Origin of the sequence: Actinoplanes sp. CA-051413 (assembly GCF_050955795.1) — a bacterium.
Classification (GTDB): Bacteria; Actinomycetota; Actinomycetes; order Mycobacteriales; family Micromonosporaceae; genus Actinoplanes.
The window spans coordinates 5,369,014-5,389,638 of sequence record NZ_CP192100.1 but is presented as its reverse complement, the minus strand read 5'-3'; the positions used below and the strand labels follow the sequence as shown (position 1 = coordinate 5,389,638).

Here is a 20,625-nt window from a genome sequence, read left to right as displayed (position 1 = left end):
GCTCAGGCAGTAATCGGAGCATCGCCATGACACAAGTCCAGACCACTCCTCCTCCCGCCAAGACCCCCGCCGAAGCGTCCAACCGGGTCACGCTCAGCCTCTACAGCCGCATCCTCGCCAGACCCGAGGTGGGCGCGCTGGTGGCGGCGGTCATCATCTTCATCTTCTTCCTCAGCGTCGCGCCCGCCTTCCGTTCCGCCGAGTCGTTCTTCACGATCCTGTACCAGTCCTCCACCATCGGCATCGTCGCCGTCGGGGTCGGCCTGCTCATGATCGGCGGCGAGTTCGACCTGTCCGCGGGCGTCATCACCATCACCGCCGGCCTGGTCAACTCGATGCTGTGCTGGAACTACGGGATGAACCTGTGGGTCGGCGCGCTCGTCTCGCTGCTGTTCTGCCTGTTCATCGGCTTCCTCAACGGCTATCTGGTGATGAAGACGGGGATCCCCAGCTTCCTGATCACGCTGGGCACGTTCTTCGTGCTCCAGGGGGCCAACCTCGGCGTCACCAAGCTCGTCACCGGCTCGGTCTCCAGCCCGGACATCAGCCAGATCGACGGCTTCAGCTCGCTGCAGGCCATCTTCGCGTCGAGCTTCAAGATCGGCCCGGTGACGGTCTGGATCACGGTGATCTGGTGGCTGCTGTTCGTCGCGCTCGCCGCGTGGATCCTGCAGCGCACCCGTACCGGAAACTGGATCTTCGCCGTCGGCGGCAACCCGGACAGCGCCCGCGCGGTCGGCGTGCCGCTGGTCCGCACCAAGATCGGGCTGTTCATGACGGTCTCGTTCTTCGGCTGGTTCGTCGGCATGCACCTGCTCTACCGGTTCAACACGCTGCAGGCCGGCAACGGCGTCGGCAACGAGTTCCTCTACATCATCGCCGCGGTGGTCGGCGGCACGCTGCTCACCGGCGGCTACGGCAACGCGATCGGCGTCGCGATCGGCGCGTTCATCTTCGGCATGACCAGCCTGGGCATCGTCTACGCCGGCTGGGACCCGAACTGGTTCAAGGCCTTCCTCGGCGTGATGCTGCTGCTCGCCGTCCTGGTCAACCTGTACGTCAAGCGGATGTCCACGGCACGGAAGGTGGGATGACAACATGACCGACACCTTGGCCGATCACGCCGATGCGGGACTGCGCAAGGGCGAGCCGCTCATCGAGATGACCGGCATCGGCAAGAGCTACGGCGCGATCCGGGCCCTGCGCGGCATCAACCTGCGGGTCAACGCGGGCGAGGTCACCTGCGTGCTCGGCGACAACGGCGCCGGCAAGTCCACCCTGATCAAGATCATGTCCGGGCTGCACCCGCACAACGAGGGCAGCCTCAAGGTCGACGGCAAGGAACTGACCTTCGCGTCCCCGCGGGAGGCCCTGGACCACGGGATCGCCACCGTGTACCAGGACCTCGCCGTGGTCTCGCTCATGGAGGTCTGGCGCAACTTCTTCCTCGGCTCCGAGCTGACCGCGGGCAAGTTCCCGCTGGCCGGCATGAAGATCAAGGACATGAAGCGGATCGCCGACGAGGAGCTCCGCAAGATGGGCATCGTCGTCAAGGACATCAACCAGCCGATCGGCACCCTCTCCGGCGGCCAGCGCCAGTGCGTGGCGATCGCCCGGGCGGTGTACTTCGGCGCCCGGGTGCTGATCCTCGACGAACCGACCGCGGCGCTGGGCGTCAAGCAGTCCGGGGTCGTCCTCAAGTACACGGCGGCGGCCCGTGACGCGGGGCTCGGCGTCGTGTTCATCACCCACAACCCGCACCACGCGTACCTGGTGGGTGACCACTTCATCATCCTCAAGCTCGGCGGCACGGCCCTGGACAAGAACCGCTCCGAGGTCGGCCTGGACGAGCTGACCACCCAGATGGCCGGCGGCGACGAACTGACCGAGCTGTCGCACGAGCTCGGCCGATGAGCAGCGTTCTGCGGGTCGGCGTCATCGGCACCGGGATGATCGGCCGCGATCACATCCGGCGGATGACCACGGTGCTGGCCGGCGTGACGGTCACCGCCGTCACCGACGTCGACGTGGACACGGCCAAGAAGGTCGCCGAGGGCCTGCCCGCCGCCACCGTGCACGCCACCGGCGAGGAACTGATCGCCGACCCGGCGGTCGACGCGGTCGTCGTCTGCTCGTGGGGACCCACCCACGAGCAGTACGTGCTCGCGTCGATCGCCGCCGGCAAGCCGGTCTTCTGCGAGAAGCCCCTGGCCACGACCCAGGGCGCCTGCCTGCGGATCGTGCAGGCCGAGGTGGCGGCCGGCCGCCGGCTGGTGCAGGTCGGCTACATGCGCCGGTACGACGCGGCGTACCGGGCCCTCAAGCAGGTGGTCGACAGCGGTGAGATCGGCGCGCCGCTGATGATGCACTGCGCGCACCGCAACGCCGACGTGCCCTCCTTCTACGAGAAGGAGAGCGCCATCACCGACACCGCGGTGCACGAGATCGACATGGTCCGCTGGATGTTCGGCGAGGAGATCACCGCGGCCCGGGTGCTGATCCCGCGCCGGAGCCGCAACGGCGGCCCCCTGCAGGACCCGCTCTTGCTGATCCTGGAGATGGCGGGTGGCGCCCTGGTCGACGTGGAGATCTCGGTGAACATCCGGTACGGCTACGACATCCGCGGCGAGGTCGTGGGCGAGGACGGTACGGCGGCCCTGGGCGAGCTCAGCCCGGTGTCGGTCCGGACGGCGCGGCAGGTGTCGACGCCGGTGCCGGCCGACTGGCGGGAGCGGTTCCTGCGCGCGTACGACGTGGAGATCCAGGAGTGGGTCGACTCGCTGGCCGGCGGCGGCGCACCGGTGGGCCCGAATGCGTGGGACGGCTATGCGGCGGCGGTGGTGTCGGATGCGGGCGTCGAGGCGTTGCGCACCGGGGAACGCGTACCGGTGGTGCTGGCTCCTCGTCCGGCTCTTTACGCCACCGAGGCGGTGCTGTCGTGAAGATCGCGCTGGATCCGTACATGTTGCGCGGGGTGCCGCTGCTGGAGCTGCCGCGGGTCGTCGCCGACCTGGGCTACCGCCACATCGAACTGTCGCCCCGCGACGACTTCATGCCGTTCTTCCTGCACCCGCGGGCGTCGTCGGCGGACGTGGCCGCGTTCAAGCGGGAACTGGCCGCGGCCGAGGTGTCGGTGGCGTCGGTGCTGCCGCTGTACAAGTGGTCGGGCCCGGACGAGGACGAACGCCAGGCGGCGGTGCGGTACTGGAAACGGGCCATCGAGATCACCGTCGACCTGGGCGTGGACGTGATGAACTCGGAGTTCAACGGCCGCCCCGAGGCAGCGGCGGCCAGCGAGGCCCAGTTCTGGCGTTCCCTGGAGGAGCTCCTGCCGATCTTCGAACGCGAGGGTGTCCGGCTGGTGCTGGAGCCGCACCCGGACGACTTCGTCGAGGACGGCATCGCCGGGGTGAACCTGGTGAAGGGCATCAACTCGCCGCTGGTGACGTTCCTGTACTGCGCGCCGCACACGTTCCACCAGGGCGGCGACCTGGCGGCGGTGCTGCGCCACGCGGGGCCGCTGCTGACCCAGGTGCACATCGCGGACTCGTTCGACCATCGGGGCTCGTCGGGCCTGCGCTACATCGTGAACCCGCCGGGCTCGACGGTGCGGGTGCACCAGCACCTGGACATCGGCCAGGGCGAGGTCGACTGGGATCTGTTCTTCCGCACGCTGGCCGAAGTGGGCTTCGACGGCATCGCGACGGTGTGCGTCTTCGCCTGGGAGGAACGCGCGGCGGACAGCGGCCGGTTCAACCTGGAACAGGTCAACCAGTACGTGGCCAAGTACGCCCGCTGACCCGTGCCCGGCGGGTCAGGCGACCGGGATACCGGTGATCCGCAGCCGGTCGGGCACGTCGAGAGTGACGGTGCCCGTGCCGGCGGGCGGGGCCGGGAACCACAGGGAGAGCACCTGCTCGCTGCCCGGCGGGATGGCCTTGTTGAGGATCCGGTCGCAGAGGCAGCGGTGGGAGCCGGGGGAGGACTCGTAGTCGAGCCCGTAGGCGGCGGTGTCCCCGGCGAGCAGGCGGACACCGGCGGTGCCGTACCGGGCGTACGGGTCGAACTCGTCCCGGACGGTGAACACGCCCTGGCCGAGGAAGTCCAGGATGGTGGCCTTGTTGTCGCCGACGTTGCGGGCCGTGAGGCTGACCAGCAGGAACGGTCCCCGTACGGTGGCCGGGCCGGGCACGAAGCGCAGGGTGCCCCGGTTGAGCGGCATGGCGACCTCGACACCGTCGGGGGCGCGGCCCTGCTCGCCGGTGGTCTTGGGCAGCACGGCCTTGGCCGGAGCCGGGGTGGCCGCCCCGCGGGCCCGGTAGGTGATGGCGACCCGCCGGTTGAGCGCCCGATGAGCATCGGAATCGTTGGGCACGGCCGGCTTGCTCTCACCCTCGGCGGCGACGGTCTTGGGCCATTGCTGATCGGGCAGCGCCGCCCGAAGCGCCTTGGCCACGGCCTGTGCGCGTCGTTGGGAGAGGTCCTGGTTGTGCGCGGTGGTGCCGGTGCTGTCGGTGTGGCCGGTGACGGTGAGCGGGCCGGGCCCGGCAGCCTTGAGGTCGATGACGGCGGCGGTTATGGACTTGCCGGCGCCCGGGGTGAGCTCGGCACTGTCCAGCCGGAACAGCACGTCGGTGTCCAGGCTGATGTCGACCTGGTCGGCGGTCCGCCGCGTCCGCAGCGCGACGTCGAGCCGTTCGGTGTACGACTCGAGGGCGGCGGTGAACGCGGGAGCTGCCGTTGCGGGGTCGAGGGGCTCCTGCACCTGCCCGGCTCTGGTCTGCTCGGCGGGCGGCGCGGGCACGATGCCGTCGGTGACGGGCACGTCGGTGAACACGCCGGCGTAGGGAAGCATGACCGACAGCCGCTGGACCTCGGTGGGTACGCCGCGGAAGACGGCTTGCAGGGGACGGGTCTCACCGACCTCGAAGCGGACCAGTCCGGTGCAGACGCAGCCGCTGCCGTCGAGCCCTTCGGAGACGAGGTAGACCCGGCGTCCGGCCTCATCGACAAGCCGGGCGGCGTCGAAGGAGTTGGTCAGGAGGGTGGAGAAGTGCCGGCTGACCATGCTGGCGCTGCCGCTTGCGGACCGTTCGAGCCGGGTCTGGGCGGTGAGCACGAGGGAGTCGCCGGACCGGATCAGTGGCCCGACACTCATCTGCAGAATGTCACCGGCGGCGTCGACGGTCCTGACCTGCGCGGCGGGCTGGGCGGTGATGCTCGCTGAGGCTGAAGGGCTTGCGGTCACGGCCGTCGGTGAGGCTGCGTCGTCACTGCACGCCGCGACGGCGAGGGCGGTGACGCCGACAGCGACCAAGGCTCGTGAGCGTCGCACCTGACCTCCCGGCTGTGGTTACCGTGTCCCAGCCTAGTAGCCGTATGTCGCCTCAGGTTTCGCTGCTGTGCGGGCTGAGGCCTGGTGGATTGCCCCGCCCGCATCGGGTTCCCCGCTCCAGCCCGCCGGCATCTCGGGTGTTCATGCTGCTCATCGCCCCGGGTGGGTGGTCGTCGGGCCATCGCCGAGTGGCGCGATGCCGGTCTGGTCTGCGAGGGTTGTGGATACCGTGCTTCGCCTGATGCGGGTGGTCCGTTGATTCCGCGGTGTTGCGGACGCGGCTTGTGCCGCAGATCTACGACGGCAATCAGGGGTTCGGCGCGGCCCGGGTCATCGACTGGCGCGTCGCGATCGGGATGGCTGCCGTTTCCCTGGTGCTCGACCGCCTGGACGGCTGGCCCAGTCTCTGCGGTCACCCGCGGAGATGATCGGTCGACGTTGCTGCGTTGGCGTCGCGCCCGGTAGCCGCGACCACCGACGCCGTTGTCGGCGGCCACGGCCAGTCTCATTCGCGCGATGGCTGCAGGCCCCGCCATCGCCGCTTGCCCAGCCATCTCAAGCACCTCGCCTCGCAGCCGGCCGGTCGTTACGCAGCCACCAGCCGCGCCATCCCTCTGCCGCTACGCGCAGCACCTTGCCGGGACAGTTCGAAGCCACTCCTCCCTTCCGGGATCAGCGCGTGCGCGGATCATCAGCTCGACCTCTCACTCCATCGCCCACCAGTCGCCTCACCCCTCCGGAACCCGCGTCTGCAAAGCGCTTCGACCCCGTGCTGCCGCCTGCTGGAAATCCCGCTCAGACCCTGGATCGCCCGGCGATCAGTCCCGCGGCCGGATGCCCGCCCGGACGAAATGGCTCAGTCGCCCGCCCGGACGCGCCGGCTCGATTGCTCATCCGACCTGCCGGCTCGATTGCTCACCTGGACGTGCCGGCTCGATTGCTCACCCGCACCTGCCGGCTCGATTGCCCACCCGCACGCGCTGGCTCAATCGCCCACCCGCACGCCTGCTCAGACGCCCGCTTGTGACGCCGCGGCGAGTAGATTCTCGGCCGCCAGGCGCAGCCCTTCGACCTGGTCGAACGCCTGGTCCTCGTGCTCGATGTTGACCGCCATGTCCGGGTCCACCGCACTCAACGCCCTCAGGAACGGCACCCAGAACTCCTCCACACCGTGCCCGCGCCCGACCGCCACGAACTCCCAGGACGGGCTCTTCGGCCACTGGTTCAGCGTGTTCGCCCCGCCCAGGTTGAGGGGGTTGGCGTCGGCCGGGGTACGGGTGAAGCGGTCGTCCAGGACGCCGTACACCTTGGCGTTGTCGGGGTTGATCCTGGTGTCCTTGGCCGCAGCGTGGAAGACCAGGTCGCCGAGGTATTCGACGCAGGCGACCGGGTCCATGCCCTGCCAGAACAGGTGGCTCGGGTCCATCTCGGCGCCGATGTGGGTTGCGTTGGTCTGCTCGACGAGGCGTTGCAGCGTCGGCGGGTTGAAGACGAGGTTGTGCGGGTGCATCTCGATGCAGATCTTGACATCGGCGGCGGCCGCGCGGGCGTTGATGTCCTTCCAGAACGGGACCGCCACCTGGTGCCACTGGTGGTCGAGGATGTCGAGATATTGGCTGTCCCACGGGTTCACCACCCAGTTGGCCGTGGTGCCGCCGGGCTCGCCGGCCGGCAGCCCGGACATGGTGACGACGCGTCCGACTCCCAGGCCGGCCGCCACGTCGATCGCGCGGTGCAGGTCGGCGGCGTGTCTCGGGCCCACCGCCGGGTCGGGGTTGAGGGGGTTGCCGTTGACGTTGAGGCCGGTCAGCTCGATGCCGGCCTGGGCGAAGCGGCCCAGGTAGTCCTCGCGGGCGCCGGTGCTCGCCAGGAGGTCGTCGATGGGCAGGTGCGGGGCCGGGATGAAACCGCCCGCGTTGATCTCCGCGCTGGTCAGGCCCAGTTCGCCGAGGATCTTGAGGGTTTCGTCCAGGGATCGGTCGTGCAGGCACGCGGTGTAGGCGCCGAGCTTCATGGCATTGCCTTCCGGACGGGCGTAGGTCAGAGCAGGACGGGCGTGGGTCGGAGCAGGACGGGCGTGGGGGTCAGAGCAGGACGGGCTTGTCGGTGGCGGAGACGACCGCGTCGAGCACGCGCAGGTTGTGCAGGCCGTGCGCCAGGTCCGGGCACGGTGGGAGCTCTTGGATGCCGGCGATCTGGTCGAGGAACGCGCGGGCCTGGAACACGAAGAAGTCGTTCTGGCCGTGGCCGACCGTGGGAAAGTCCATGGGCAGTCCGCGGGCGACGTACGGATGCCACGGCCCGATGAACACCTGCCGGGCGCCGTTCACGCTCTGCCCGGGTGTGCCGTCGATGATGCTGAACTCGCCCGGCCGGGTCAGGTCGAACGACGCCGTGCCGTTCTCGCAGAACAGCTCCAGGCGCAGCGTGTTGGCGTGGCCGAACGCCACCCGGGACAGGGCGAACGTGCCGAGCGTGCCGCCCGCGTAGGTAGTGGTGAAGGTGCAGATGTCCTCGTTTTCCACCGGGACGTGCTCGTCACTGAGCTCGACGCCGCCGGCATGCCCGACGGTGACGCCGAGCGGTTTCGGGCGAGAGGCGACGAGCGTGCTCATCGACGTGCCCTGCACGCCGGTGGTCGGGCCGCAGAAGAACTCGGCCAGGTCGACGAGGTGGCTGCCGATGTCGGCCAGCACGCCGGAACCCGGACCGCCGAGGTATCGCCAGCTCATCGGGCGTTGCGGGTCGAAGCCGTAGTCGGTGAAGTAGGTGCCGACGAGGTGCCGCACCCGGCCCAGGCCGCCGTTGCGGACCTGCTCGAGGATGGCGTTGATCGCGGGGGAGCGGCGGAAGGTGAAACCGACGGCTGCCACCCGGTCGGAGGCCGCGGCGGCGTCGACCATGGCCTGCGCGTCGTCGAGGCTCGGGGCGAGCGGCTTCTCGCAGAGGACGTGCTTGCCGGCGGCCAGCGCGGCCTCGACGATCTCGCGGTGCAGGTTGTTGGCGACCGCGACGGTGACCGCGTCCACGTCGGGCGCGTCGATCACGGCCCGCCAGTCGGTCTCGGTGCGGGCGAAGCCGTAGCGCGTGGCGGCGTCGGCGGCGAACGGCTCGTGGGTGTCCGCGATGGCGACCAGGCGTGGCGCGGGCCGGCCGGGGGCGAAGACGGTGGCGGCGTTGCGGTAGGCGTTCGCGTGGGCGCGGCCGACCATGCCGGCGCCGATGACAGCGACGCCGGGAGACGAGAGGGTCATGGGACCTCCGGGGTCCAGGGTTTAAAGCGCTTTAACTGCGAGTACTATCCAAGTCGATCTCGTTGTGTGTCAAGGGTGCTTCCGGAGGTTTCAGGAGTGGATCAACGACCCCGGCTCGACGACGTGGCCGCGCGGGTCGGCGTCTCCACGGCGTCGGTCTCGCTGGTGCTGCGCGGTGCCCCCGGTCCCAGCGCCGAGACCCGTCGCCGAGTTCTCGAAGCGGCCGCTGAGCTGGGCTATCGCGCGGATCGCACGGCGAGCATGCTGGCCCGCCGGCGGCGTCACCTGCTCGGTGTGATGCTCGACATCCGCAGCCCGTTCCACGCCGAGCTGGTCGAGGAGATCCAGGCCGAGGCGGACCAGGTCGGCTACGAGGTGGTGCTGTCCACGCTGACCCGGCACCGTGATGAGGATCGGGCGATCGAGACGCTGCTCGACTTCCGCTGTGAGGCCGTACTCCTGTTAGGTCCGGACGCCGCGGATCAGCGGCTCGCCTCCCTCGCCGCTCAGGTCCCCGTGGTCGCGATCGGGCGGCGCGTCGCCACCGGCGACGTCGATGTCGTGCGCCCAGCCGACCATGTCGGGGTCGCCGAGGCCCTCGCTCACCTGATCGGTCTCGGTCATCGGCGCATCGCCTTCGTCGACGGCGGTCGCGGTGTCGTCGCGGCCGCGCGCCGGCGCGGCTACCGCGACGGCATGCGCCGGGCCGGGCTCGCCGACGAGATCCGCATCATCGCGGGCGATCACACCGAGGAGGGCGGCATCCGCGCCGGGCGGCTGCTCGCCGCGAGCCCTGACCGGCCGACGGCCGTCATGGCCTCCAACGACCGCTGCGCCGTCGGGGTCATGGACGCGTTCGTCCGCGCCGGCATCGAGGTGCCCGGGCACGTCTCGATCGTGGGGTACGACGACAGCACGCTCGCCCATCTCGTCCACATCGACCTGACCACCGTCAACCAGGACGCCGCCGCCCAGGCTCGCCACGCGGTGCTCGCCGCGGTCCAGCGCCTCGACGAGGGCCGCAAGCAGCGGCTCGAGGTCGTCCTGAACCCGCGCCTGGTGGTCCGGGGCAGCACCGGGCCACCGCCCCGGCCGGAGGATCAGTCCTTGGGCCGCTGATCGACGATGCGGCGCATCTTGCCCGCCGAGCGCTCCACGCCGTCGGGCTCGATCACGGCCACCGCCACGCTGACGCCGATCGTGTTCTTGACCAGGGTGGCCAGCTGCCGGCCCGCGAGCTCGGCCGCGGCCGGCTCGACACCGTGCCGGCGCTCCACCTTCACCGTCATCGTGTCGAGGCGCCCGTCCCGGCTGAGCAGGCACTGGAAGTGCGGTGCCAGCTCGGGCGTGCGCAGGATCAGCTCCTCGATCTGGGTCGGGAAGAGGTTCACCCCGCGCAGGATGATCATGTCGTCCGTACGGCCGGTGATCTTCTCGATGCGGCGCATCGGCCGGGCCGTGCCCGGCAGCAGCCGGGTGAGGTCGCGGGTGCGGTAGCGCACGACCGGCATGGCCTCCTTGCTCAGTGAGGTGAAGACCAGCTCGCCCTGCTCGCCGTCCGGCAGCACCTCGCCGGTCTGCGGATCGATGATCTCGGGATAGAAGTGGTCCTCCCAGACGTGCAGGCCGTCCTTGGTCTCGACGCATTCGGTCGCCACGCCGGGGCCCATCACCTCGGACAGGCCGTAGATGTCCAGCGCGTGGATGTCGAGCTGGTCCTCGATCTCGCGCCGCAGGTCCTGCGTCCACGGCTCGGCGCCGAAGATGCCGACGGCCAGCGACGTGCTCCGCGGGTCGATGCCCTGCCGGTGCATCTCGTCCACGATGGCCAGCATGTAGCTCGGTGTGACCATGATGACGTCCGGCTTGAAATCGTTGATCAGCATCACCTGGCGCTCGGTCATGCCGCCGGACATCGGGATGACCGTGCAGCCCAGCTCCTCGGCGCCGTAGTGGGCGCCCAGCCCGCCGGTGAACAGGCCGTACCCGTAGGCGACATGCACCCGGTCGCCGCGCCGGCCGCCGGAGGCCCGGATCGACCGGGCCATCAGCTCGGCCCAGGTGCGGATGTCCTGGCGGGTGTAGCCGACCACGGTGGGCCGCCCGGTCGTGCCCGACGAGGCGTGCAGCCGGGAGATCTGCTCGCGCGGGACGGCGAACATGTCGAACGGGTAGTTGGCGCGCAGCACCGCTTTGTCGGTGAAGGGGAACTTCGCCAGGTCCGTCAGCTCGTGAAGGTCGTCGGGGTGGACCTGGATCTCGTCGAACATCTTGCGGTACTGCGGCACGTTGTCGTACGCGTGGCGCAGCGACCACTGCAGGCGCCGGAGCTGCAGCGCCCGCAGCTCATCGACGGACGCTCGCTCGATCGGGTCGAGATCCTCGGGGCGGGGGGTACGGTCCTGCATGTCGTCTCCTCTGTGAACCTCACTGCCTCGTGCGCAGGCCGTCGAAGGCGATGGTGGTGACGGTTTCGGCCAGCTCCGCCGCGCCGCCGCGGCGCGGGCTGTACCACTCGATCAATGAGTTGACCATGCCGAAGAGCAGCCGGGCGGCGGTGGCGGCGTCCACGTCCGGGCGGATGGCCCCCTCGGCCTGGGCCTGCTTGACCAGCTCGGTGACCTTGGCGTCGAAGATCCGGCGGCGCAGCAGGGCCTGCTGCTCCACCGCCGTGTTCCCGCGTACGCGCAGCAGCAACGTCACGTATTCCAGGCGCTCCGCGAGGACGAGCACGCTGCGCCGGATGAGGGACTCGAGCCGGTCGAGGGCGGGCGCGTCCAGCCCTTCCACCTCGTCCATCGCCTCGTGCAACCCGTCCAGAGCCTGGTCGACGGCGATCCGCAGCAGCTCCTGCTTGCCGGTGACGTGGTGGTAGAGGCTGGACTTGGTGATGCCCAGCCGCTTGGCCACGTCGTCCATGCTGGTGGCCTCGTACCCGCGCTCGTTGAACAGCCGGACGGCCGCGGCCAGCACCGCGCCGAGGTCGTGGCCGGGCCGCCCGCGCTTGGGCCGGTTGCGTTCCTCGAGGTAGTCGACGACACGTTCGGCGCGGGCCGGATCGTCGGTCCGGTCCGTCATGCGGGCCGGCCCGTGCTGATCACGCGGCTGCGGCCGCGGAACTCGGCGATCACGTCGCCGCCGCGCGTGACCGTGACGTCGTAGACACCGCTGCGGCCGCTGGACGCGCGCTCCACGGCGCGGGCCTCGAGCTCGTCGCCCTCCGCGGTGGGCCGCAGGAACATGATGTCGGCGCCGGCCGCGACGGTCACCGGGCCGGCTGCGTTGCAGGCCAGGGCGAAGGCCGTGTCGGCGAGCAGGAACAGGTAGCCCCCGTGGGTCATGCCGTGACCGTTGACCATCCCGGCGGTCACCGTCATCCGCGCGACTGCACTGCCCCCGCCTGCGGAGATCAACTCGATGCCGAGGGCCTGGGAGGCCTTGTCCCGGTCGAACATGTCGTGCGCTGCGGTGCGCGCTCCTGCCGGCTGCGGCTCGTCCGCCGGTGCCCCGTTTCCGCGTGCCATGTTCCCTCCGTTTCCCGCCCGGTCTTGATTACCGACCGAACGGACGGTAAATATGGATACAGCCAACCGCACAGGAGCGCCGATGACAACCCCCGCCGAGTTCTACGAGAAGCACCGCCAGCTGCTCGACAAGGCGATCGAGGCGGCCGCCACGCGCGACTACTGGTCTGCGTATCCCGAGTCGCCGAGCAAGTCCGTCTACGGCGAGGACGCCGCGCCGGCCGGTGAACGCGCGTTCCAGGCCCTGCTCGGCGCGGAGTTCCCGATCGAGGTGCCCGGTGCGAGCGGCACCGTGGCGACCGAGCGCTCGCCGTACGGGATCGCCCTGGACATCCGCTACCCGAAGGGTGACCCGGCCGCCCTGATCGCCGCCGCGCGCGCCGCGATCCCCGGCTGGCGCGCCGCCGGGCCGCAGGGCCGGGCCGGCGTGGCCGCCGAGATCCTGCACCGGATCAACGCCCGCATCTTCGAGATCGCCCACGCCGTGCAGCACACCACCGGCCAGGCGTTCGTCATGGCGTTCCAGGCCGGCGGGGCGCACGCCCAGGATCGCGGGCTCGAGGCCGTCGCCGTCGCGCTGGCCGAGTCGACGCGCATTCCCGTGACCACGTCGTGGGCCAAGCCGCAGCGTGGTAGCGATCCGCTGCGCATGGCCAAGACCAGCACGGTGGTCGGCCGCGGTGTCGCCCTGCTGATCGGCTGCAACACCTTCCCCACCTGGAACGGCTACCCCGGCCTGTTCGCCAGCCTGGTCACCGGCAACCCGGTCATCGTGAAGCCGCACCCCGGCGCTGTGCTGCCGCTGGCCATCACCGTGCAGATCGCCCGCGAAGTGCTCGCGGAGGCCGGGCAGGACCCCAACCTGGTGACCCTGGCGGTCGAGGAGCGCGGCGACGGCATCGCCGCCACCCTGGCCACCCACCCCGACGTGCGGATCGTCGATTTCACCGGCTCCAGCGAGTTCGGCAACTGGCTCGAGGCGAACGCCCGCCAGGCGGTGGTCTACACCGAGAAGGCCGGCCTCAACACGGTCATCGTCGACTCCACCGACGACTACAAGGGCCTGCTGCGCAACCTGGCGTTCTCGCTGTCGCTCTACAGCGGGCAGATGTGCACCACCCCGCAGAACCTGCTGGTCCCGTCGACCGGCATCGAGACCGACGCCGGCCACCGCAGCGTGGAGGAGTTCGGCGCCGACCTGTCCGCCGCGCTCGACAAGCTGCTCGGCGACCCCAAGCGCGCCGCGGGCACGCTGGGCGCCATCGTCAACGACGGCGTGCTGGCCCGGCTCACCGAGGCCGGCAACGCCCCGAGCGTCATCCACCCATCCGCGGCTGTGACGGACGAGCAGTATCCGGACGCGACCATCCGCACGCCGGTGGTGCTGCGGCTCGACGCGGCCGACGAGAAGGCCTACACCCGTGAGTGGTTCGGGCCGGTGTCGTTCGTCATCGCCACCGAGTCGACCGCGCACAGCCTCGCGCTGTTCACCGAGACGGTGCAGCACCACGGCGCGCTCACCGCCTCGGTCTATTCGACCTCGCACGAGGTGCTGGCCGCGGCTCGCGAGGCCGCGCTGGACGCCGGCGTGCACCTCTCGGAAAACCTCACCGGCGGCGTCTTCGTCAACCAGACCGCCGCGTTCAGTGACCTGCACGGCACGGCGGCCAACCCCGCCGCGACCGCCTCGCTGACCGACAGCTACTTCGTCACCGGCCGGTTCTTCACGCTGCAGTCGCGTCACCACGTCACCGAGGAGCGCAATGCCTGAGGCCTTCCTGGTCGGCGGAGTCCGCACCCCGCAGGGCAAGTACGGCGGTGCCCTCTCCGGCGTGCGCCCCGACGACCTCGCCGCCCTGGTCGTCCGGGAGGCGGTCAGCCGCGGCGAGGTGCCCCCCGAAGCGATCGACGAGGTCATCCTCGGTGCGGCCAACCAGGCCGGTGAGGACAACCGCAACGTCGCGCGCATGGCCGCGCTGCTCGCCGGCCTGCCCGACACGGTCCCCGGCTACACGGTCAACCGGCTCTGCGCCAGCGGCCTCACCGCGATCATCTCCGCGGCCCAGGCGGTCCGCAGCGGCGAGGCCGACCTGATCGTGGCCGGCGGCGTCGAGTCGATGACGCGGGCGCCCTGGGTGATGGCCAAGCCGGGCACGCCGTGGGCCCGCCCGGGCGAGATCGTGGACTCCTCACTGGGCTGGCGTTTCACCAACCCCCGCTTCACCGCGCACGACAAGGACGCCGGCACCGGCCCCGAGGACCGCCGGGTCACCCTGACGATGGGGGAGACGGCGGAGGAAGTCGCGGCCCTCGACGGCATCAGCCGCGCCGACAGCGACGCCTTCGCGCTGCGCAGCCACGAGCGTGCCATCGCCGCGATCGACGCCGGCCGCTTCGCCGCCGAGATCACGCCGGTGCCGCTCAAGGACGGCGAGCTGACCGTCGACGAGATCCCGCGCCGCGGCAGCAGCCTCGAACGCCTCGGTGCCCTGCGACCCGTGTTCCGCGCGGGTGGCGTGGTGACCGCGGGGTCGTCGTCGCCGCTCTCGGACGGCGCCGCCGCCGTGGTGGTGGCCAGCGCCGAGGCCGTGCAGCGGTACGGCCTGACCCCGCGCGCCCGCATCGTCACCTCGGCCAGCGCCGGCGTCCCGCCGCAGATCATGGGCCTCGGCCCGGTGCCCGCAACCGAGAAGGCCCTGGCCCGGGCCGGCTGGGGCGTCGGCGATGTCGACGCGGTGGAGCTCAACGAGGCGTTCGCGGTGCAGTCGCTGGCGGTGCTGCGCCGGCTCAAGCTCGACGAGGAGCGGGTCAACGCCGACGGTGGCGCGATCGCCCTCGGGCACCCGCTGGGCTGCTCCGGCGCCCGGCTCACCGTCACCCTGCTCGGCCGCATGGAACGCGAGGAGGCCCGCCGCGGGCTGGCCACCCTGTGCGTCGGCGTCGGTCAGGGCGTCGCCATGCTGGTGGAGCGCGTCTGATGACCGAAGCCACCACGGCCGTCTCGGCTCCCACCGCCATCAAGGTCGAGGAGTCGGACGACCGCGTGGTCGTGACGCTGCACCGGCCGCAGGCCCGCAACGCGATCAACGCGGCCATGGTCCGCGAGCTGCACGAGGTGTGCGCGGGCCTGGAGGAACGGCCGAGGCTGCTGCTGCTCACCGGCGACGGCGGCACGTTCGCCGCCGGGGCCGACATCGCGGAGCTGCGCGACCGCGGCCGGGAGCAGGCCCTGCAGGGCATCAACAGCCGCTTGTTCGACCGGATCGCCCGGCTGCCGCTGCCCACGGTGGCGGCGGTCGACGGCTGGGCGCTCGGCGGTGGCGCCGAGCTGGCCTACGCCTGCGACGTCCGTCTGGCCACACCGACGGCGACCTTCGGCAATCCCGAGCCGGGCCTGGGCATCCTCGCCGCGGCCGGGGCCTGCTGGCGCCTGCGCGAGCTGGTCGGCGCCTCGGTGGCGAAGCAGGTGCTGCTGGCCGGCCGGCGGCTCGACGCCGAGGACGCCTACCGGCTGGGCCTGGTGGCCGAGATCGTGCCGGCCGAGGAGCTGCTGAAGCGTGGCCACGCGTTGCTCGACCGGATGGCCAGGTCGGGGTCGCTCGCCCTGCGGCTGACCAAGCTGGTCACCGACTCCCCGGGCGGCCATCCGGTCGCCGACGACCTGGCCCAGGCGATCCTCTTCGAATCAGAGGACAAGCGCACCCGGATGGACGCTTTCCTGTCAGGAGAACGCCGATGACCGCCGCTGCACCGCCGCCAGTGGGCTCGGGTGCGCCCAAGGCCGTCGGAGTGATCGGTGGGGGCAGGATGGGCGCCGGGATCGCGCAGGTCTTCGCGGCCGCCGGTGCCTCCGTCACGGTCGTCGAGGCTGACCCAGCCGCGGGTGCGTCCACCCGGGAGCGTCTCGGTGCCGCGCTGCGCCGGGCCGCGGAGCGCGGCAAGCTCGCCGAGGACCCCGCAGTCGTCCTCGACCGGATCACCGTCACCGACGACATCGCCGCGCTGCCGGCGGCGGCCGAGCTCGTCGTCGAGGCCGTGCCCGAGGACGCCCGCATGAAGATCGGCGTCCTCGCCGCCGCCGAGAAGGCCGTCGCGGAGCACACCGTGCTCGCGAGCAACACGAGCTCCCTCTCCATCGCCGGCATCGCCGAAGGCCTGCACCGGCCCGAGCGCTTCGTCGGCATGCACTTCTTCAACCCGGTGCCGGCCAGCGACCTCGTCGAGATCGTCGTCGGCCCGCAGACGGCCGACACCGTCCGCGACGCCGCCCAGTTCTGGGCGGCCGGGCTGGGCAAGACCCCGATCGTGGTCCGCGACTCGCCGGGCTTCGCCACCAGCCGCCTCGGCGTGCTGCTCGGCCTGGAGGCCATCCGGATGCTGGAGGAAGGCGTCGCCGACGCCGCGTCGATCGACCGCGCCATGGAGCTCGGCTACCGGCACCCGATGGGACCGCTGCGCTCCACCGATCTCGTCGGCCTCGATGTCCGGCTCGCCATCGCGGAGCACCTGCACCGCGAGCTCGGCGAAAGGTTCGCACCGCCGCGGCTGCTGCGCGACAAGGTGGCCCGCGGCGAGCTCGGTCGCAAGACCGGACAGGGCTTCCATACCTGGGAGGAGACCCGATGACGGACACGGTCACGCAGACCAACGAGAAGACCTTCACCGAGACCATCGCCAAGGACCAGCGCATCGAGCCGCGCGACTGGATGCCGGACGGCTACCGCAAGACGATGATCCGGCAGATCGCCCAGCACGCTCACTCCGAGATCATCGGGATGCAACCGGAGGGCGAGTGGATCACCCGCGCGCCCTCGCTGCGCCGCAAGGCCATCCTGCTGGCTAAGGTGCAGGACGAGGCCGGGCACGGGCTGTACCTGTACTCGGCGGCCGAGACCCTGGGCGCCGACCGCGGGGACCTGACCCGGCGGCTCATCGAGGGCCGGCAGAAGTACTCGTCGATCTTCAACTACCCGACGCTGTCGTTCGCGGACGTCGGCGTCATCGGCTGGCTCGTCGACGGTGCCGCGATCTGCAACCAGGTGCCGCTGTGCCGCAGCTCGTTCGGCCCGTACGGGCGCGCGATGATCCGCATCTGCAAGGAGGAGTCCTTCCACCAGCGGCAGGGCTACGAGCTGCTGATGACGATGATGCGCGGCACCCCGGCGCAGCGGGAGATGGTGCAGGACGCCGTCAACCGCTGGTGGTGGCCGTCGCTGATGATGTTCGGCCCGCCCGACGACCAGTCGCCGAACTCGGCCCAGTCCATGGCCTGGAAGATCAAGCGGCACAGCAACGACGAGCTGCGGCAGCGCTTCGTCGACATGAGCGTGCCGCAGGCCGAGGCCCTCGGCGTCACCCTGCCCGACCCCGACCTGAGCTGGAACGAGGAGCGCGGGCACTGGGACTTCGGGCCGATCGACTGGTCCGAGCTCAAGCGGGTCATCTCCGGCGACGGGCCCTGCAACTCCCTGCGCATCGAGAACAGGCGTCGCGCCGACGAGGAAGGCGCCTGGGTCCGTGAGGCGGCTGCCGCGCACGCGCGTCGACGTCAGGAGGTAGCGGCATGACCGAGGAGATCAAGCACGAGTGGCCGCTGTTCGAGGTGTTCGTGCGGGCCAAGCGCGGCCTCAACCACGTGCACGTCGGCTCGCTGCGGGCCGCCGACCACCAGATGGCGCTGCACCACGCCCGTGACCTGTACACGCGGCGGAACGAGGGCGTGAGCATCTGGGTGGTGCGTTCGGACGATGTGGCCGCTTCCAGCCCGGACGAGAAGGACGCGTTCTTCTCACCGAGCGGCGACAAGGTGTACCGGCACCCGACGTACTACTCGATTCCCGACTCCGTACCGCACATCTGAGGCGATGCCATGTCCTTCGACGCCGCCTATGAGGCGCTCACCGACCACGACGACGATGCACGGTGGGCGTACGGCACCGGCTTCGCCGACCCCCTCGCCGGCGTGGACACCGCCGTTTCGCAGGACGTCGACCGGGGCGATCTGAGCGCGTACTGCCTGGCGCTCGGTGACGACGCGCTGATCATGTCGCACCGGCTGCAGCAGTGGGTGACCCGTGCGCCGGAGCTGGAGGACGAGCTGGCCCTGGCCAACATCGCCCTGGACCTGCTCGGCCAGGCCCGGCTGCTGCTGAGCCGGGCCGCCGAGGCGGAGGACGCCGGACGCGACGAGGATGCACTGGCCTATCTGCGGGACGCCGCCGACTTCCGCAACGTACGGCTCGTGGAGCGGGCGGACGCCGACTTCGCGCACCTCGTGGCCCGGCTTCTGGTGTTCTCGACATGGCGGCTCTCCCTGCTGGACAGGCTGACCGCCTCGGCCGATCCGGTGCTCGCGGCGATCGGCGCGAAGGGCGTAAAGGAAGTGACCTACCACCGCGACTATGCGGCGCAGTGGGTGGTCCGCCTCGGCGACGGTACGGAGATCTCCCACGAGCGGATGCAGGCCGCGATCGACGCGGTGACGCCGCTGGTGGGCGAGTTGTTCGTGCCGGACCAGGTCGAGCTGCGCCTGGCTCTCGCGTCGGTGGCGGTTGACCCGTCCACGACGCGGCCGGAATTCGACGCGGTGTGGGCTCAGGTCCTGACGGCTGCGACGCTCCGGCCGCCGACTGCCGAGGTCGAGGAGAACGGCAAAGACGGCGCTGGGCGGGACGGCGTGCATACTCCCGCGTTGACCGAGATCCTGGCCGAGCTGCAGAGTGTGGCGCGGTCCCTGCCCGGGGGTGTGTGGTGACCGCGGCTGCCGTGGCTTCCCGGGTGGCCGATCCGGAGCTGCCCATGCTGACCCTTGCCGACCTGGGAATCCTGCGCGCCGTCGACGAGTCCGGTGACGGTGTCGTCGTCACGATCACCCCGACGTACTCGGGCTGCCCGGCGATGCAGACCATTCAGGACGACCTCACCGATGCCCTGCACGAGGCCGGCTACGCCCGGGTCGAGGTACGGACGGTGCTCACACCGGCCTGGACCACCGACTGGATCACCGCGGCCGGGCGCGACAAGCTCGCCGCCGCCGGAATATCGCCACCCGGTGCGGCACCTCGCCGGGCGGCAGGACCGATTCCGCTCACCCTCGCGCCGAGCCGCCGGCCCATCGCCTGCCCCCAGTGCGGAAACCCCGACACCGAGCAGATCGCCGCGTTCAGTGCCACCGCGTGCCGTTCCCTGCACCGCTGCCCGGTCTGCCGTGAGCCGTTCGAGCACGTGAAGGAGATCTGACGTGGTGGTCCGCGAGTTCCACCCGCTGCGGGTCGCCGCCGTCGAACGACTCTGCGACGACGCGGTGGCCGTCACCTTCGACGTGCCCGACGAACTGGCCGACCGGTACGCGTTCCGACCCGGACAGTCGCTGACTGTGCGGCACGTCGGCAACGGGGCCGACGAGCGCCGTACCTATTCGATCTGCGCGCCCGCCGGGGCACGACCGCGGATCGGCGTGCGCGAGGTCCCCGGCGGTCTGGTGTCGTCCTGGCTGGTGCACGGCCTTAGGGCCGGCGACGAGGTCGAGGTCGCACCGCCGACGGGCTCCTTCACGCCAGACCTCTCGACCGGCGGCCGGCACGTGCTGATCGCCGCCGGCTCCGGCATCACCCCGGTGCTGTCGATCGCCGCGTCGCTGCTGCGGCACCCGGACGCCCACGTCAGCATCCTGTACGGCAACCGGCGCGCCGACACGGTCATGTTCGCCGAGGAGCTAGCGGACCTGAAGGACGCCCACCCGGCCCGCCTCGAACTGGTGCACCTGCTGTCGCGTGAGCCCCGCGAGGTGGACCTGCTGACCGGCCGGCTCGACGCGGAGAAGCTGCGCACACTGCTGCCGCTGCTGATCGACGTCGGCGCCGTGGACCACTGGTGGCTGTGCGGACCGTTCGGCATGGTCACGGCGGCGACCGAGGTGCTCGGCGAGCACGGCGTGGAGCCGGCGCGGGTGCACCGAGAGTTGTTCTGGGTGGACGAGGCCCCGCCCGAGCCGGTACGGGAAGAGCGCCGGCTCGAGGGGCCGAGCAGCGAGGTCACTGTGGTGCTCGACGGGCGGTCGACCACGGTCACCGTGCCGGAGGGCGAGACGGTGCTTGAGGGTGCGCAGCGGTCGCGGCCGGATCTGCCGTTCGCCTGCAAGGGTGGGGTGTGCGGCACCTGCCGGGCGCGGGTGGTCGAGGGTGATGTGGTGATGCGGCGCAACTTCGCGCTGGAGCCGGGGGAGGTGGCGGCGGGGTTCGTCCTGACCTGTCAGTCGACGCCCACGTCGGAGAAGGTCATCGTCGACTTCGACGACTGAGACCGTCTCCGGTAGTCGGCCGGGACCGCATCCGGTAGTCGGCCGGGACCGTCTCCGGTACACGGCCGGAGAAGAGAATTCGTCCGGTCGTGTGAGCTCGGCCGGCCGGCCGGGAAGGCCCAGCCGTGGGTCCGGCCGGGGGTGGGCAGAACTCGTCCAGTCGCGTGAGCTCGACCGGCCGGGAAGGCTCAGCCGTGGGTCCGGCCGGGTGGG

21 protein-coding genes are annotated in these 20,625 nt (G+C 70.9%); 15 read left to right on the top strand and 6 right to left on the bottom strand.

Annotation, left to right across the window (positions count from 1 at the left end):
• The first annotated feature begins 26 nt into the window (after positions 1-26).
• From ACQP2Y_RS25425 to ACQP2Y_RS25410, 4 genes are read left to right on the top strand one after another with little or no spacing between them, the layout of a single operon-like run.
• Positions 27-1,094 (top strand): ABC transporter permease, encoded by a 1,068-nt coding sequence (locus ACQP2Y_RS25425; RefSeq protein WP_433717531.1) that lies wholly within the window; start codon positions 27-29, stop codon positions 1,092-1,094.
• Between the two features lie 4 nt (positions 1,095-1,098).
• A complete protein-coding gene (locus tag ACQP2Y_RS25420; RefSeq protein ID WP_433717530.1) occupies positions 1,099-1,914 on the top strand; it encodes an ATP-binding cassette domain-containing protein in 816 nt (271 codons plus the stop codon).
• Complete coding sequence (locus ACQP2Y_RS25415; protein WP_433717529.1) at positions 1,911-2,942, top strand: Gfo/Idh/MocA family oxidoreductase; 1,032 nt, start codon at positions 1,911-1,913, stop codon at positions 2,940-2,942. Before ACQP2Y_RS25420 ends, ACQP2Y_RS25415 begins: the two co-directional genes overlap by 4 nt.
• Entirely contained in the window at positions 2,939-3,799 is an 861-nt protein-coding gene (locus ACQP2Y_RS25410; protein WP_433717528.1) for a sugar phosphate isomerase/epimerase family protein, read from the top strand. Before ACQP2Y_RS25415 ends, ACQP2Y_RS25410 begins: the two co-directional genes overlap by 4 nt.
• A gap of 15 nt (positions 3,800-3,814) precedes the next feature.
• Here ACQP2Y_RS25410 and ACQP2Y_RS25405 read toward each other — a convergent pair whose 3' ends face one another.
• Positions 3,815-5,335, bottom strand: a complete 1,521-nt coding sequence (locus tag ACQP2Y_RS25405) for an OmpA family protein (RefSeq protein WP_433717527.1) — start codon at positions 5,333-5,335, stop codon at positions 3,815-3,817.
• 284 nt (positions 5,336-5,619) lie between these two features.
• On the opposite strand from ACQP2Y_RS25405, the gene ACQP2Y_RS25400 reads away from it, so the two are divergent.
• On the top strand, positions 5,620-5,763 hold the full coding sequence (locus tag ACQP2Y_RS25400) for a hypothetical protein (RefSeq protein WP_433717526.1): 144 nt from the start codon (positions 5,620-5,622) through the stop codon (positions 5,761-5,763).
• Between the two features lie 581 nt (positions 5,764-6,344).
• Here ACQP2Y_RS25400 and ACQP2Y_RS25395 read toward each other — a convergent pair.
• The gene (locus ACQP2Y_RS25395) at positions 6,345-7,349 is read right to left on the bottom strand and encodes a sugar phosphate isomerase/epimerase family protein (protein WP_433717525.1); all 1,005 of its coding nucleotides are present in this window, start codon (positions 7,347-7,349) and stop codon (positions 6,345-6,347) included.
• A 70-nt stretch (positions 7,350-7,419) separates the two neighbouring features.
• Positions 7,420-8,589, bottom strand: coding sequence for a Gfo/Idh/MocA family protein (locus ACQP2Y_RS25390; protein ID WP_433717524.1), 1,170 nt, complete (start codon positions 8,587-8,589; stop codon positions 7,420-7,422).
• A gap of 96 nt (positions 8,590-8,685) precedes the next feature.
• Here ACQP2Y_RS25390 and ACQP2Y_RS25385 point away from each other — a divergent pair, with 96 nt between their 5' ends.
• Complete coding sequence (locus ACQP2Y_RS25385; RefSeq protein WP_433717523.1) at positions 8,686-9,708, top strand: LacI family DNA-binding transcriptional regulator; 1,023 nt, start codon at positions 8,686-8,688, stop codon at positions 9,706-9,708.
• Here the strand turns inward: ACQP2Y_RS25385 and paaK are convergent.
• Genes paaK through paaI form a run of 3 tightly spaced genes read right to left on the bottom strand, consistent with a single transcriptional unit; the run spans position 9,690 to position 12,113 of the window.
• Complete coding sequence (paaK, locus tag ACQP2Y_RS25380; protein ID WP_433717522.1) at positions 9,690-10,997, bottom strand: phenylacetate--CoA ligase PaaK; 1,308 nt, start codon at positions 10,995-10,997, stop codon at positions 9,690-9,692. The two genes, ACQP2Y_RS25385 and paaK, sit on opposite strands and share 19 nt — an antisense overlap.
• Before the next feature lie 19 nt (positions 10,998-11,016).
• The gene (locus ACQP2Y_RS25375; protein ID WP_433717521.1) at positions 11,017-11,667 is read right to left on the bottom strand and encodes a TetR/AcrR family transcriptional regulator; all 651 of its coding nucleotides are present in this window, start codon (positions 11,665-11,667) and stop codon (positions 11,017-11,019) included.
• Entirely contained in the window at positions 11,664-12,113 is a 450-nt protein-coding gene (paaI, locus tag ACQP2Y_RS25370; RefSeq protein ID WP_433717520.1) for a hydroxyphenylacetyl-CoA thioesterase PaaI, read from the bottom strand. The genes ACQP2Y_RS25375 and paaI overlap by 4 nt, the downstream gene beginning before the upstream one ends.
• 82 nt (positions 12,114-12,195) lie before the next feature.
• Between paaI and paaN the strand changes: the two genes are divergently transcribed.
• Genes paaN through paaE form a run of 9 tightly spaced genes read left to right on the top strand, consistent with a single transcriptional unit; the run spans position 12,196 to position 20,412 of the window.
• Positions 12,196-13,884: a phenylacetic acid degradation protein PaaN gene (gene paaN, locus ACQP2Y_RS25365; RefSeq protein ID WP_433717519.1), complete on the top strand. Its 1,689-nt coding sequence runs from the start codon at positions 12,196-12,198 to the stop codon at positions 13,882-13,884.
• Positions 13,877-15,091 (top strand): thiolase family protein, encoded by a 1,215-nt coding sequence (locus tag ACQP2Y_RS25360; protein ID WP_433717518.1) that lies wholly within the window; start codon positions 13,877-13,879, stop codon positions 15,089-15,091. Before paaN ends, ACQP2Y_RS25360 begins: the two co-directional genes overlap by 8 nt.
• On the top strand, positions 15,091-15,852 hold the full coding sequence (locus ACQP2Y_RS25355) for an enoyl-CoA hydratase/isomerase family protein (RefSeq protein ID WP_433717517.1): 762 nt from the start codon (positions 15,091-15,093) through the stop codon (positions 15,850-15,852). Before ACQP2Y_RS25360 ends, ACQP2Y_RS25355 begins: the two co-directional genes overlap by 1 nt.
• The gene (locus tag ACQP2Y_RS25350) at positions 15,849-16,739 is read left to right on the top strand and encodes a 3-hydroxyacyl-CoA dehydrogenase family protein (RefSeq protein WP_433717516.1); all 891 of its coding nucleotides are present in this window, start codon (positions 15,849-15,851) and stop codon (positions 16,737-16,739) included. The genes ACQP2Y_RS25355 and ACQP2Y_RS25350 overlap by 4 nt, the downstream gene beginning before the upstream one ends.
• A complete protein-coding gene (paaA, locus tag ACQP2Y_RS25345; protein ID WP_433717515.1) occupies positions 16,736-17,680 on the top strand; it encodes a 1,2-phenylacetyl-CoA epoxidase subunit PaaA in 945 nt (314 codons plus the stop codon). Before ACQP2Y_RS25350 ends, paaA begins: the two co-directional genes overlap by 4 nt.
• Positions 17,677-17,973, top strand: coding sequence for a 1,2-phenylacetyl-CoA epoxidase subunit PaaB (gene paaB, locus ACQP2Y_RS25340; protein ID WP_360554573.1), 297 nt, complete (start codon positions 17,677-17,679; stop codon positions 17,971-17,973). The genes paaA and paaB overlap by 4 nt, the downstream gene beginning before the upstream one ends.
• Before the next feature lie 9 nt (positions 17,974-17,982).
• Entirely contained in the window at positions 17,983-18,867 is an 885-nt protein-coding gene (gene paaC, locus ACQP2Y_RS25335) for a 1,2-phenylacetyl-CoA epoxidase subunit PaaC (RefSeq protein WP_433717514.1), read from the top strand.
• Positions 18,861-19,352, top strand: a complete 492-nt coding sequence (paaD, locus tag ACQP2Y_RS25330; protein WP_433717513.1) for a 1,2-phenylacetyl-CoA epoxidase subunit PaaD — start codon at positions 18,861-18,863, stop codon at positions 19,350-19,352. Before paaC ends, paaD begins: the two co-directional genes overlap by 7 nt.
• 1 nt (position 19,353) lies before the next feature.
• Positions 19,354-20,412, top strand: a complete 1,059-nt coding sequence (gene paaE / locus ACQP2Y_RS25325) for a 1,2-phenylacetyl-CoA epoxidase subunit PaaE (protein ID WP_433717512.1) — start codon at positions 19,354-19,356, stop codon at positions 20,410-20,412.
• The last annotated feature ends 213 nt before the right edge of the window (positions 20,413-20,625 follow it).

Excerpts from the sequence above, each read along its gene's own strand:
- ACQP2Y_RS25375 (WP_433717521.1), bottom strand. The coding sequence starts at position 11,667 with ATGACGGACCGGACCGACGATCCGGCCCGCGCCGAACGTGTCGTCGAC.
- paaB (WP_360554573.1), top strand. The coding sequence starts at position 17,677 with ATGACCGAGGAGATCAAGCACGAGTGGCCGCTGTTCGAGGTGTTCGTG.
- paaN (WP_433717519.1), top strand. The coding sequence starts at position 12,196 with ATGACAACCCCCGCCGAGTTCTACGAGAAGCACCGCCAGCTGCTCGAC.
- ACQP2Y_RS25415 (WP_433717529.1), top strand. The coding sequence starts at position 1,911 with ATGAGCAGCGTTCTGCGGGTCGGCGTCATCGGCACCGGGATGATCGGC.
- ACQP2Y_RS25425 (WP_433717531.1), top strand. The coding sequence starts at position 27 with ATGACACAAGTCCAGACCACTCCTCCTCCCGCCAAGACCCCCGCCGAA.
- paaC (WP_433717514.1), top strand. The coding sequence starts at position 17,983 with ATGTCCTTCGACGCCGCCTATGAGGCGCTCACCGACCACGACGACGAT.
- ACQP2Y_RS25395 (WP_433717525.1), bottom strand. The coding sequence starts at position 7,349 with ATGAAGCTCGGCGCCTACACCGCGTGCCTGCACGACCGATCCCTGGAC.
- ACQP2Y_RS25360 (WP_433717518.1), top strand. The coding sequence starts at position 13,877 with ATGCCTGAGGCCTTCCTGGTCGGCGGAGTCCGCACCCCGCAGGGCAAG.
- paaK (WP_433717522.1), bottom strand. The coding sequence starts at position 10,997 with ATGCAGGACCGTACCCCCCGCCCCGAGGATCTCGACCCGATCGAGCGA.
- ACQP2Y_RS25355 (WP_433717517.1), top strand. The coding sequence starts at position 15,091 with ATGACCGAAGCCACCACGGCCGTCTCGGCTCCCACCGCCATCAAGGTC.
- paaA (WP_433717515.1), top strand. The coding sequence starts at position 16,736 with ATGACGGACACGGTCACGCAGACCAACGAGAAGACCTTCACCGAGACC.
- ACQP2Y_RS25350 (WP_433717516.1), top strand. The coding sequence starts at position 15,849 with ATGACCGCCGCTGCACCGCCGCCAGTGGGCTCGGGTGCGCCCAAGGCC.
- ACQP2Y_RS25420 (WP_433717530.1), top strand. The coding sequence starts at position 1,099 with ATGACCGACACCTTGGCCGATCACGCCGATGCGGGACTGCGCAAGGGC.
- paaI (WP_433717520.1), bottom strand. The coding sequence starts at position 12,113 with ATGGCACGCGGAAACGGGGCACCGGCGGACGAGCCGCAGCCGGCAGGA.
- ACQP2Y_RS25390 (WP_433717524.1), bottom strand. The coding sequence starts at position 8,589 with ATGACCCTCTCGTCTCCCGGCGTCGCTGTCATCGGCGCCGGCATGGTC.